Genomic DNA, 11881 nt, shown 5'->3' on the forward strand with positions numbered 1-11881 from the left:
CCTCAGGCAAAAGCAGGCATGACGTCATCTATGAACCGGGCGAGCGATGCGCGCTTGCGGTCTGCGCTCATCCCGCTGTCGATCCAGAACGAAAATTCGTCATACCCAAGGTCTTCGTATCGCTTGATGCGGTCAATCACTTCCTGAGCCGTGCCGATGGTCAGATCGCGCGCCATGTTTTCGGGGGCCATCATCGAATTCGCCGCAATTTCGCTATCGCTGAGCGCCTCGATCAAGCCCTGTTCGACAGGTCGCTTGTTCTGAAACCAGGCGCCGAAATAACAATAGAAACGCGACAACTCGTTGGCCGCTTGCACCACATCGTCGCTGTCCGATCCAACATAGGTGTGGTGGAGCAACATAATCTTGGGCCTGGGACCATCATGGCTCGAGCAGGCCTCATTGAACCGGCTCATGAGTGTTTTGATCTCTTCCTCCCCTTGCCACAAAGGAGTGACCTGGATGTTGAACCCATTGTGGACGCCAAATTCATGGCTGTTGATGTCGCGCGCAGCGATCCAGATCGGTGGCCCTCCCGGCTGCACGGGTTTTGGGGCGGAACTGGTGGCGGGAAAGCTGTAGTATTCACCTGCATGCGCGCAATCCCCAGCCCACAACGGACGAAGCAGCGGCGCGGTTTCGCGCATCCGTTGCCCGGCTATCCAGGCATCCTGGCCGGGGATCAACCGCTCGTACTCATAAGAATAAGCCCCGCGCGCGATGCCCAATTCGATACGTCCGCCGCTCATCAGATCAGCGGCGGCGGCTTCTCCGGCCAGTTTGATCGGATGCCAAAACGGCGCGATGATGGTTCCCGTGCCAAGTCGGATGTCCTTGGTATGATGTGCGATGTCCACCAGTGACAAGAAGGGGTTTGGCGAAATGGTGAATTCCATCCCGTGATGCTCGCCGGTCCAGATTGCCCGCATCCCTCCTGCGTCCGCCATGCGGCAAAGTTCAAGGAAGTCCTTGTGAAGGCTGATATGATCCTCGTCGGGCGTCAGGCGTTCCATATGGGCGAACAGCGAGAAGTCCATGGTTACGTCCTTTCCATTTGGGCGAGTCGGCGTATCGCCGTCACAACGGTTTGCGGATGCGTCATTGGCAGCATGTGAGCGGCCCCTTCTATCACCTGCGCCTGTCCTTGCGCGGTCATGGCCGCCATGTTTAGGGACATGTCTGGTGTGGAATTCGGGTCGTTTGCACCCGTTATGAAACGGGCGGGAACTGCCAGATTGGCAAGGCTGGTTCGGCTTGGTCCGTCCTCGGTTGCAAAGACGGTGTAGGCGTTGCGATATCCTTTGGGATCGACCGAATTCAGCCAATCGCGGCAGGCTGTCGCGGCGGAAGACGATGACGCGCCGAACCAGCGGGAAATTGTCTGGGACGGATCGGCTACCGACAATTCATCAAGTGCGGCGGCGCGATTTTGGACCGCATTTTGTGCGACCGGGTCACGCTCGAAAATCGCGTTCAAGGCGAGGACAGCACGCACTTGGTCCGGCGCTTGGTCCGACAGGTCGGTTGCGATCATAGCTCCCATGGAATGCCCGGCAACAATGGCCGGGCTATCGAGGATACCCGCGACAGCCCGAGTGTAACCCGCCAGGTCGGTGATTGAGGCATCAAACGGACTTTGTCCATGGCCAGGCATGTCAGGTGCGACCACGCGAAAGCTTGCGGAAAGTGCGTCGATAACAGGCGACCAGGCCTCGGCACGCAAACCCACACCATGCAACAGCAGGACAAGTGGCCCCTCGCCCGCGACGATCGCCGCCAGCGAACCAAGGTCTTGCCGCGGACGGCAGCCCCAGTTCCACCTGTTGCTGTCAGGCTCCATCATGCCTCCTCGCGTTCAGGCCTGTATCAACCGATTGTTCGGAATCGACAAATGAAGGATTTTCGGTCTTAGCTATAATTCTGACTAATAGCTGACTTCTGGATGACAAGACCTCTGCCACCTCTGAATTGGTTTCGCGCCTTCGAAGCCGCTGCGCGCCGCTTGAGTTTCACTGCGGCCGCCGAGGAAATCGGCCTGACGCAATCCGCCGTCAGCCAGCAGATTCGTGCGCTGGAAACACGCCTGGGCGTCACCCTGTTTGAACGGCGTGCGCGCGGCCTTGCCCTGACGGACGAAGGTCGCAAGCTTCGTCCGCAAGTGGATACCGCCCTTGAAATGCTGGCGGGCGCCGTAGATCGATATGTCACTGAAAGCGGCGAGAGCGATCTGACAATCGCGGCCTCGATCAGCGCAACGGAATGGATCATTGCACCTGCATTGCACGATTTCACCGCCAAACACCCCGGCGTGACGATCCGGTTTCTGACAGCGATCTGGCCGGATGAATTCAATACCTCCGCTGCAGATGTGGAAATCCGTTTCGGGTCAGCCAAACAAGTCGGCAAAGATGCTGCGCCAATCTTGCCGAGTGACCTGATTGCACTGAAATCTCCACAACTTACCGGCGAGATAACAGAACTTCCGTTGATCGAAGCGGTTGGTGTGTCACGTGGCTGGTCGGTCTGGGGCGAGGCCGCGGAACTTCCGGGCCTCCAACCGTCGCTCTATGCGGATTCATATGGGCTGGCCTTGCAATTGGCGGCCGAAGGAAACGGTGTGGCACTGGCGAGCTCGGTTTTGGCAAGAAATGCGGTGGCCAGAGGGATACTCGTACCAGCCCACGATGCGAAAATCGCGGGAAATGAGGGTTATTTCCTGTCAGTGAACAAAGAGATTCCGAGTGCCCGAGCTTTCGGGGACTGGTTGTTTCAGACCATTGACGGATAGCATCGAGCAAGACGGAGACCGATATGAAGCTTGAAACACCGAATTTTGACGCGCCAGCCAACGCCGAAGAGCTAAAGGCCATAGCGCCTGTTATCTGCTATCCGCCCAACAGTTTGCAGCCGCCGAACCTGGTCGCTTTGCAGGCAATCCGGGACGTGTCTGTTAAGACAGCCGAGGTCACCGTCTCGCCGCGCGATGCAAGTTGTTGTGAAGTTCCGGCCGGGGCTTTCTTTCGCATCACATCGGTCGAAGGTCCACAAGTCGGCGATCTGAATCTCTGGAACGCTGCCGACCTGACTGAGCGGTTTTATTCTGGCAAGACTCGCGCCTTGCATGGCACGCATCTGTCCACGGGCGACCGCATGTGGTCGAGTTTTCCGAACTTGCGCTCTATGGCGACCATCACCGCCGACACACTCGATTGGTACGGGTTCGATGCATTCGGGGGATCGGTGCATGACGTCATCGGGACACGTTGTGATCCCTATACGGGACGGCTCTTGTCGGGCACGGACTATCATTATTGCTGCCATTCGAACCTGACCCGCGCGCTTGCCAGCCATACCGGTCTTTCGCGGGAAGAGGCCGAGCCCCATGTGCATGATGTATTGAATGTCTTCATGTGTACCGGGTTCACACGCGACACTGGCCAGTATTTTATGAAGGCCAGTCCCGTCCGACCTGGCGACTATCTGGAGTTCCATGCAGAGATTGATCTGCTCGTGGGGCTGTCTGCCTGCCCGGGCGGCGATTGCTCGTCGTCGCATTCTTCGGACACCGCCGCCTGTCATCCCCTATTGATCGAAGTCTTCGATCCCGGCGAAGAGATGCGCGCGAACCATGTAGTTTCCAATCCGTCCGCCTATGACCGGACGCACGGGGCAGGATAACTCGTCGAATGCTAAACAAGCCGCAGAACTTTTGGCCAGCGGAACTCTGACGAACCGCCTGATAAAACCATCAGGAATGCGGCCTTGGGCGATTGCGCCAAGCGCAAAGGTTATCTTGCTGGAGTCACATGCCGGTAAACTCTGGCCTCGGCGCAAGCGATTTGTGGGCTTCTCGCTTGCGTCTAGTTGACAGACCTTCGCCAATCGGATGACTTCAGCAGGTCAGGCATCAAGAGGAGCACACGTGCGGATCGTTTCAAACCCTCATCGGCTCGCCAAAAGGTTGGCGCCCTTGGCGCCCTATCCATCAGTCGACGCAGACCGGGTAGCGTCGCTGATTGCGTCGTGCCCTGCAGCAGCGGAAACACCCTTGGTCGATGCGCGGGAACTGGCACCAATCGCACGACTTTGGGTCAAGGACGAGCGCGCGCGGATGAACCTTGGCTCGTTCAAGGCGCTCGGTGCAGCCTATGTGATCGCCCGCCACGCAGCTGAGACTTCTGAGACGCCTGATGCCACAACTTTGCGCGGTCGAACCTATGTCACTGCGAGCGCCGGCAACCACGGTATGAGTGTCGCTGCCGGGGCGCGCATATTCGGAGCAGAAGCCGTGGTTTATATCGCTGATACCGTGCCCGAGAGTTTCGCAGAGCGGTTGCAGGCGCAAAAGGCGCGGGTGGTCCGGGCAGGCACAGATTATGCCGCCAGCATGGACGCCGCGATGCGCGCTGCCGAGGACAATGGATGGGTTCTTTTGTCGGATAGCTCGTGGGAGGGTTACACCGAACTGCCGCATATCCTGATGGAAGGTTACCTGCAGATGGCCGCTGAAGCCGCGCGGCAATGCCCCGAGCCACCCACGCATATCATGCTGCAGGCGGGTGTCGGCGGATTGGCCGGTGCGGTGGCCGCCTATGCCCGCGAAACTTGGGGCGACGCGCCTCGTATCGTCGTTGTTGAACCCACCGCAGCACCTGCACTTCAGGCCAGTATTGAGGCGGGTAAATGCGTTTTCGCTGATGGCCCGGACAGCATTATGGGACGCCTTGACTGCAAGGAGCCCTCGTTGATCGCCCTGAACGGGCTGGCGCGGGACGCCGATGATTTCCTGACATTGACCGACGATGAGGTCGCCATGCGTCTGCCTGCTTTGGCCAGTGCCGGTCTTGCCACCACCGCGTCGGGCGGTGCGGGTATGGCGGCGGTTTTACATGACGCGGCGCGCGAGGCGCTGCATATCGAGCAAGACGCCCGAGTGCTTTGCGTTCTGTCCGAGTGTGCAGAATGAGGGGTTTTGCGTCGGCCGAATTCGAAGCGCGTACCCAACGCGCCCAGGCAATGATGGATGCGCGTGGCTTGTCCGCACTCTTGCTCACAACCGAACCTGAGGTGCGCTACTTCACGGGATTTTTGACCCGGTTCTGGGAAAGCCCGACGCGCCCCTGGTTTGTGATCCTGCCGGTCACCGGCAAACCCGTGGCGGTGATCCCATCTATCGGGGCCACATTGATGGCCGAAACATGGATCAACGACATTCGCACCTGGAGCGCGCCGGATCTCGAGGACGACGGGGTGGGTTTGTTGGCCGAGGCCCTGATCGAATTGACGCCGACAGACGCCAGGATCGGGATGCCCGACGGTCATGAATCGCACACCCGGATGCCTTTGGCTGATCTGGCGCGCGTGAAGTATGCGATTGGATCCCGCAACATCGCCGGAGACCACGGCATCTTGCGCGCGCTGCGTATGGTGAAATCCTCCACCGAGATCGCGAAGATCGAAACCGCGTGCGCCATCGGGGGCCGGGCCTTCGCGCGGGTGCCGGAAATAGCGCGGGCGGGCGTGGCGCTTGATGAAGTGTTTCGAAGGTTCCAGATGCTCTGCCTGGAAGAAGGTGCCGATTGGGTACCTTATCTGGCAGGAGGTGCGGAACAGGGTGGGTATATGGATGTGATCTCGCCTGCGCGTAATACGCCGCTCGCCCCGGGTGATGTGCTGATGCTGGATACAGGTTTGGTCTTTGATGGCTATTTCTGCGACTTCGACCGGAATTGGTCAATTGGTCCGGCCAGCGCAAAGGTACAATCGGCTCATGCTCGCCTGATCGAAGCTTCCGACGCGGCCTTTGGGATCGCGCGGCCAGGCGCCACTGCTGCGGACCTCTACCACGAGATGAATGCTGTTCTTGCACGCGACGGGGGCGAAACAGATGCCGGCCGGTTGGGGCATGGGCTTGGAATGTCGCTGACCGAATGGCCCTCGCTGATCCCAACCGACCACACAGTGCTGGAACCCGGAATGGTTCTGACGCTGGAACCTGGCATCGACGTTGGCGGCAAGATACTTGTCCACGAAGAGAACATCGTCATTACCGACGCTGGCCCTCGTTTCATCAGTCCAAGGATCGGATCGGAGTTGCCCTGCCTATGACCTTTCTGCCCTACACGCTCGATCCAGACAATCCGCGCAAGCCACCAATGGGCCTGATTGTTCTACAAACCGACGAGACCATCGAACCTGATTTCAGAACGCTCTTCACGGATCAGGACGACCCGATCTATGTCACTCGCATCCCCAGCGGCGCCACAGTCACCACCAACAGCTTGGCCGAAATGGAAATTGCGTTACCCGCTGCCGCCGACCTCCTGCCAAAAGCGCGCCCTTATCGTGTGGTCGGGTATGGATGTACCTCAGCCAGTTCGGTCATTGGCTCGGACCGGGTCGAGAAGATGGTGCAGCAAACCTGCGACGTAACCACCGTCACCAATCCCCTTCGCGCCGCGTCAGCCTACGCAAAAGACCTTGGTGTCTCGAAACTCGCACTTCTGTCCCCCTATATTGAAGAAGTTAACCTGCCGCTCCGCAGTGCCTTCGCCGACAACGGACTTTCGACGGACGTCTTCGCGACTTTCGGCGAGGCGGACGAAGCCAAAGTGGTGCGGATCGCCACCGCGTCAATCGTCGAAGCCGCCGCAGAGTTGGGCAAGGATTCAGCGGTCGAAGCTGTTTTCCTAAGTTGCACAAATCTCAGAACACTTGCCGCAATTCCCCAGATTGAAGCGCGGATTTCAAAACCTGTAATGTCTTCGAACCAGTGTCTTGCCTGGCACATGAGGCGTCTGAACACGACGTGAACGGTGCACACAGAGACCTGCCTCGCCGAACCCTCTCAAATTTGGGTCTTGCCCAGCGCGCGGATTATCGCGTTAAATGTGAGCCAACGATCTAATGACAGGCCCGGATCAACGGGGCCGGAAGAGACGACACAGGGGAGCCACTTGGCCGAAATGTCCACCGACGCCGCGTTCGTCGAGTTTCAACGCGTACAAAAATCCTACGACGGCGAAATCCTCGTCGTGAAGGATTTGAACCTTTCCATGCCCAAAGGGGAGTTCCTGACAATGTTGGGGCCGTCCGGCTCTGGCAAGACCACATGTCTGATGATGCTGGCGGGGTTCGAGACCGCAACCCACGGCGAGATCATGTTGGATGGGCATCCAATCAACAATATCCCACCGCACAAGCGCGGGATTGGCATGGTGTTTCAAAACTATGCTCTGTTCCCGCATATGACGGTGGCCGAGAACCTTTCCTTCCCGCTGGAAGTTCGCAAGATCGGCAAGTCGGACCGCGAAGCCAAGGTGAAGCGCGCGCTTGACATGGTGCAAATGGGTGCGTTCGGCAACCGCCGTCCGGCGCAGCTATCTGGTGGCCAGCAACAGCGGATTGCTTTGGCCCGGGCTTTGGTTTTCGAACCCGAACTTGTCCTTATGGACGAACCGCTTGGCGCGCTCGACAAGCAGCTGCGCGAACATATGCAATTTGAAATCACCCGACTGGCGCATGAGTTGGGCATCACCACGGTCTACGTGACCCATGATCAAACCGAGGCATTGACCATGTCCGACCGTGTCGCGGTGTTCGATGATGGCCGCATTCAGCAGCTTGCGCCGCCGGATCAGTTGTATGAAGAGCCCGAAAACAGCTTTGTCGCGCAGTTCATCGGTGAGAACAACACGCTGGAAGGCGTCATCAAATTCATCGATGGTGACGCTTGTTTGGTTCAATTGGACGACGGCTCGGAAATCGACGCGGTGCCAATCAATGTGCACAATCCGGGTGAGCGGACCAAGGTTTCGATCCGGCCCGAGCGTGTGGAATTTAACAAAGACCGCCTGCATGCCGATGCGCATACGCTGAAGGCGACTGTCAAAGAATTCATCTATATGGGCGATGTGTTCCGCTTTCGCATGTCGGTCGCGGGTAATGACGATTTCATCGTCAAGACACGCAACGCCCCCGACGCCGTTCGTCTGCAACCTGGCCAAGAGGTCGACATCGGCTGGTTGGCCAAGGATTGTCGTGCGCTTGACGCATAGACCAACCCGCGCGGCACAAGCGCGGAATTACCGGGGGACCGGCTGGCGAAAACCCGTGCGCCAGCTGACCAAATAACAAACGGGATCAACTGGGAGTAACACATGAAACCAACCAAAACTCTGCTGACCGCAGCCGCTTTGGCGACAGCGGCGGGTGCCGTCACCGCCGAGGAGATGACCATCGTCTCATGGGGCGGCGCCTATTCCAAATCACAGCTCAAGGCCTATCACGAGCCCTATTCGGAGAAGACGGGCGTCACCATCCTGAACGATGACAGCTCGCCCGAAGGCGTTGCCAAGCTGCGCGCGATGAACGAAGCTGGCAACATCACCTGGGATGTGGTCGATCTGGAGGCGGCGGATAACATCCGTGCATGCGACGAAGGCCTTATCATCGAGATTGACCCGGATGTGCACCTCGCGCCCGCCCCTGATGGCACACCGGCCTCCGAGGATTTCGGCGATCAGTTGGTGTCACCCTGCTATATTCCGACGATCGTTTACTCGACAACCTTCGGTTATCGGACCGATATGGTGCCCGAAGGTGTCGAGGCCCCGACCGGTGCATGCGACGTATTCGATCTTGAGAAATACCCGGGCAAACGCGCACTCAACAAGCGTCCGATTGCCAATATGGAATGGGCTCTGTTGTGCGACGGCGTTGCCTATGAGGACGTCTACGATACGCTTGAAACCGAAGAAGGTATTGAACGCGCGCTTGCCAAGTTGGACACGATCAAAGATCAGACGATCTGGTGGTCTGCAGCAGCAGAACCGGTTCAGCTTTTGGCCGATGGCGAGATCTTCATGGGTTCGACCTATAATGGGCGTCTGTTCTCGATGATCGTTGAGCAGAACCAGCCTGTCGGAATGGCTTGGGACTGGCAGATGTTTGACCTGGACGGTTGGGCAATCCCCGCTGGTCTAAGCCCCGAGCGCGAAGCACGCGCACTCGACTACGTCCGGTTCTCGTCTGATACGCAGCGACTGGCGGATCAAGCCAAATATATCTCTTATGGCCCTGCGCGTAAGTCTTCGGCACCATTGGTGAGCACACATGCCGAGTTGGGCATAGAAATGGCTCCACACATGCCGACAGATCCGAACAACGCGGAAAACACATTTGTGAACAATTACGAATGGTGGGCTGACTACCGCGACGACCTGGATGCGCGCTTCCAGGCCTGGCTGTCGCAGTAACCGGCATTTGACATGAACCAATCACCGGGGGCGGATCGCCGCCCCCGGCCTCAGGGAAACCCAAGGGGCACAGATGACTGACGCAAGCCAAAACGCGGGACCCATGCTTGCCGCGGATGGGACTCCGCTCAAGCAATCACTGGCGCGGTCGCTGCGACGGCAGAAGCTGCGGGCGCTGCTGCTGGTCGCCCCTCTTCTTTTGTTTGTCCTTTTCTCATTTATTATTCCGATCGCTTCGATGTTGTTCCGCTCGGTGGAAAACGGGATTGTCGAGAACACACTTCCGCTTACGACCGAGGCGTTGACCAACTGGGATGAGGCAAGCGGCGAACTGCCGGGTGAGGAAGTCTATGACGCCTTTGTCCGCGATATGGTCATTGCGGTCGCCGAAAAGAGACATACCCGGCTGGGCTCACGGTTGAACTACGAAGAGCCGGGTATCTCGTCCTTGTTCCGCAAAACAGGGCGAAAGGTCCGAAAATGGGATCCCGAAACAGAAGCGCCGTTCAAGGACAAGCTTATTGATGCGGAAAAAGGTTGGGGCGATGTCGAGAACTGGCGCGTTATCAAGACCCATTCCCGCACTATCACACCCGGATATTTCCTCGCTGCGGTTGATATGCGGCTGACGCCAGATGGTGTGAGCGCGCAGCCCGAGGACAAACAGATTCTGGTCAAACTGTTCGGGCGCACGTTGTTCATGTCGCTGGTAATCACAGCGTCCTGCATCCTGCTGGCCTATCCGATTTCCTATCTTCTGGCCACGCTGCCGATGCGGGTGTCGAACCTCTTGATGATCCTCGTCCTGTTACCATTCTGGACCTCCCTGCTCGTGCGGACATCCGCATGGAAGGTGATGCTGCAACAACAAGGCGTGATCAACGACACTCTGGTCTGGCTGGGGCTGGTGGACGATGCAGCGCGATTGATCATCATCAACAACCAGATCGGCACGATCATCGCGATGACGCATATCCTTTTGCCCTTTATGGTTCTGCCAATGTACTCGGTGATGCAGACTATCCCGGCCAGTTACACCCGTGCTGCCAAATCCATGGGGGCGACCAACTGGACGACCTTCTGGAGGATCTATTTCCCGCAAAGCATTCCGGGCATCGGCGCCGGTTCGATCCTCGTGTTCATTCTGGCGATCGGTTACTACATCACGCCTGAGATCGTCGGCGGCACAAAAGGTGTCTTTATCTCCAACCGGATTGCCTATCACATCTCGTCGTCACTGAACTGGGGTCTTGCTGCAGCATTGGGCACGATCCTTCTGGTGGTGGTTCTGATCCTCTACTGGGCCTACGACAAGATCGTCGGCATCGACAACGTGAAGCTGGGGTAGAGACATGGCAGCATTGACACCTATATCCCGCAAACCTCTTTCGATGGTCCTGCCAAGCGTCGGCTTGGCGGGTGCCTTCGCGGGCATGTTCGTTGGTGCCGGGCAGGGATCGGTTCTTTTGGGCATCGTCGGTGGCGCCGTTGTGATCGCAGCGCTCGCTTGGGTCTATATCGAAGTTTTGAAAAACGAGCGCGTGGCCCGCTGGATCACCATCATCGGCTTTGGTGCGTTGGGCCTGATTTTCGGCGGCGTGATGAGCGGTATTCTGGGCCTGCTGGCCGGTTGGTTCTTCGGATTCTTCATCTATTGGCTTTATGAGGGCCGCTACCGGCAAAAGCTACTCCCCTATATGACCGCGGGTCAGGTCTTCTGGCACTACGCCTTCCGCGTGATCTGTGGCGCGATCTTTATCTTTCTGATCACTCCGATCCTTGTGGTTCTGCCCCTTTCGTTCAATTCGCAGGATTTCTTCACCTTCACGCCCGAGATGCTAAGGCTCGATCCCGAAGGATATTCGCTGAAGCACTACCGCGACTTTTTCACCAACAACGAATGGCAGCGGAGCTTCAAGAACTCTCTGATCATCGCACCAATAGCCACGGTTATCTCTGTGTCGCTGGGTACTCTGGCGGCCATCGGCCTCAGCCAGTCGCACGTACCAGGGCGGCGCGCGATCATGGGTATCCTGATCTCGCCGATGATCGTGCCCTTGATTATCTCGGCCACGGGCATGTTCTTTTTCTATTCGTCGATCGGTAACTTCCTCGAAGGCACGCTTGGTATGAACAAGACCTTCGTCGGATATGTGAAAGTCGTCCTGGCGCACGCCGTATTGGGAATTCCCTTTGTGATCATCACCGTGACGGCGACGCTGGTCGGATTTGACCGATCGCTTACGCGCGCAGCGGCGAATATGGGGGCAGGGCCGGTGAGAACCTTCTTCTCGATCCAGATGCCCTTGATCCTGCCCGGGGTGATCTCGGGCGGGCTGTTTGCATTCATCACATCCTTCGACGAGGTCGTGGTGGTGCTATTCGTCGGTTCGGCCAGTCAGAAAACCTTGCCTTGGCAAATGTTTACGGGCCTTCGCGAACAGATTAGCCCGACCATTCTGGCGGTAGCGACCATCCTTGTTGTGATCTCGATTGCGCTTTTGACGACAGTTGAACTTCTGCGCCGCCGCTCGGAGCGTCTGCGCGGTCTCAGTCCCGCTTGACGCGAATCTCGTCCTGATCTAACGGTTTTTCCGTTCAGCCCCGTCGCGATGGCGTCGCGA

At 58.0% G+C, this 11881-nt stretch carries 11 protein-coding genes; 9 read left to right on the forward strand and 2 right to left on the reverse strand.

What is annotated here, in order from left to right; translation table 11 throughout:
* Nucleotides 1-2 precede the first annotated feature (2 nt).
* Together ACR0JA_RS15405 and ACR0JA_RS15410 are read right to left on the reverse strand one after the other, a co-directional pair.
* Complete coding sequence (locus ACR0JA_RS15405; protein ID WP_480576572.1) at nucleotides 3-1037, reverse strand: LLM class flavin-dependent oxidoreductase; 1035 nt, start codon at nucleotides 1035-1037, stop codon at nucleotides 3-5.
* Between the two features lie 2 nt (nucleotides 1038-1039).
* The gene (locus tag ACR0JA_RS15410; RefSeq protein WP_480576575.1) at nucleotides 1040-1840 is read right to left on the reverse strand and encodes an alpha/beta fold hydrolase; all 801 of its coding nucleotides are present in this window, start codon (nucleotides 1838-1840) and stop codon (nucleotides 1040-1042) included.
* A gap of 102 nt (nucleotides 1841-1942) precedes the next feature.
* On the opposite strand from ACR0JA_RS15410, the gene ACR0JA_RS15415 reads away from it, so the two are divergent.
* The 9 genes from ACR0JA_RS15415 to ACR0JA_RS15455 all read left to right on the forward strand — a co-directional run bounded on the left by ACR0JA_RS15415 (nucleotide 1943) and on the right by ACR0JA_RS15455 (nucleotide 11821).
* The gene (locus tag ACR0JA_RS15415; protein ID WP_480576578.1) at nucleotides 1943-2788 is read left to right on the forward strand and encodes a LysR family transcriptional regulator; all 846 of its coding nucleotides are present in this window, start codon (nucleotides 1943-1945) and stop codon (nucleotides 2786-2788) included.
* A gap of 23 nt (nucleotides 2789-2811) precedes the next feature.
* Nucleotides 2812-3678: an urea carboxylase-associated family protein gene (locus ACR0JA_RS15420; protein WP_480576581.1), complete on the forward strand. Its 867-nt coding sequence runs from the start codon at nucleotides 2812-2814 to the stop codon at nucleotides 3676-3678.
* Between the two features lie 244 nt (nucleotides 3679-3922).
* Entirely contained in the window at nucleotides 3923-4966 is a 1044-nt protein-coding gene (locus ACR0JA_RS15425; protein WP_480576584.1) for a pyridoxal-phosphate dependent enzyme, read from the forward strand.
* Nucleotides 4963-6108 carry a M24 family metallopeptidase gene (locus tag ACR0JA_RS15430; RefSeq protein ID WP_480576587.1) on the forward strand — a complete coding sequence of 382 codons (1146 nt, stop codon included), beginning with the start codon at nucleotides 4963-4965 and terminating at the stop codon, nucleotides 6106-6108. Before ACR0JA_RS15425 ends, ACR0JA_RS15430 begins: the two co-directional genes overlap by 4 nt.
* A complete protein-coding gene (locus ACR0JA_RS15435) occupies nucleotides 6105-6812 on the forward strand; it encodes a maleate cis-trans isomerase family protein (RefSeq protein WP_480576590.1) in 708 nt (235 codons plus the stop codon). Before ACR0JA_RS15430 ends, ACR0JA_RS15435 begins: the two co-directional genes overlap by 4 nt.
* A 153-nt stretch (nucleotides 6813-6965) precedes the next feature.
* The gene (locus ACR0JA_RS15440) at nucleotides 6966-8057 is read left to right on the forward strand and encodes an ABC transporter ATP-binding protein (protein WP_480576923.1); all 1092 of its coding nucleotides are present in this window, start codon (nucleotides 6966-6968) and stop codon (nucleotides 8055-8057) included.
* A gap of 102 nt (nucleotides 8058-8159) precedes the next feature.
* Nucleotides 8160-9257 carry an ABC transporter substrate-binding protein gene (locus ACR0JA_RS15445; RefSeq protein ID WP_480576593.1) on the forward strand — a complete coding sequence of 366 codons (1098 nt, stop codon included), beginning with the start codon at nucleotides 8160-8162 and terminating at the stop codon, nucleotides 9255-9257.
* Between the two features lie 73 nt (nucleotides 9258-9330).
* Nucleotides 9331-10605 (forward strand): ABC transporter permease, encoded by a 1275-nt coding sequence (locus ACR0JA_RS15450; RefSeq protein ID WP_480576596.1) that lies wholly within the window; start codon nucleotides 9331-9333, stop codon nucleotides 10603-10605.
* A gap of 4 nt (nucleotides 10606-10609) precedes the next feature.
* A complete protein-coding gene (locus ACR0JA_RS15455; protein WP_480576599.1) occupies nucleotides 10610-11821 on the forward strand; it encodes an ABC transporter permease in 1212 nt (403 codons plus the stop codon).
* Nucleotides 11822-11881: the final 60 nt, after the last annotated feature.

It is taken from the genome of Ruegeria sp. AM4 (assembly GCF_056540665.1).

What these genes read in the sequence shown, in the direction of transcription:
- ACR0JA_RS15405 (WP_480576572.1), bottom strand. Translation starts at nt 1,037, where the DNA reads ATGGACTTCTCGCTGTTCGCCCATATGGAACGCCTGACGCCCGACGAG.
- ACR0JA_RS15410 (WP_480576575.1), bottom strand. Translation starts at nt 1,840, where the DNA reads ATGGAGCCTGACAGCAACAGGTGGAACTGGGGCTGCCGTCCGCGGCAA.
- ACR0JA_RS15415 (WP_480576578.1), top strand. Translation starts at nt 1,943, where the DNA reads ATGACAAGACCTCTGCCACCTCTGAATTGGTTTCGCGCCTTCGAAGCC.
- ACR0JA_RS15420 (WP_480576581.1), top strand. Translation starts at nt 2,812, where the DNA reads ATGAAGCTTGAAACACCGAATTTTGACGCGCCAGCCAACGCCGAAGAG.
- ACR0JA_RS15430 (WP_480576587.1), top strand. Translation starts at nt 4,963, where the DNA reads ATGAGGGGTTTTGCGTCGGCCGAATTCGAAGCGCGTACCCAACGCGCC.
- ACR0JA_RS15435 (WP_480576590.1), top strand. Translation starts at nt 6,105, where the DNA reads ATGACCTTTCTGCCCTACACGCTCGATCCAGACAATCCGCGCAAGCCA.
- ACR0JA_RS15440 (WP_480576923.1), top strand. Translation starts at nt 6,966, where the DNA reads ATGTCCACCGACGCCGCGTTCGTCGAGTTTCAACGCGTACAAAAATCC.
- ACR0JA_RS15445 (WP_480576593.1), top strand. Translation starts at nt 8,160, where the DNA reads ATGAAACCAACCAAAACTCTGCTGACCGCAGCCGCTTTGGCGACAGCG.
- ACR0JA_RS15450 (WP_480576596.1), top strand. Translation starts at nt 9,331, where the DNA reads ATGACTGACGCAAGCCAAAACGCGGGACCCATGCTTGCCGCGGATGGG.
- ACR0JA_RS15455 (WP_480576599.1), top strand. Translation starts at nt 10,610, where the DNA reads ATGGCAGCATTGACACCTATATCCCGCAAACCTCTTTCGATGGTCCTG.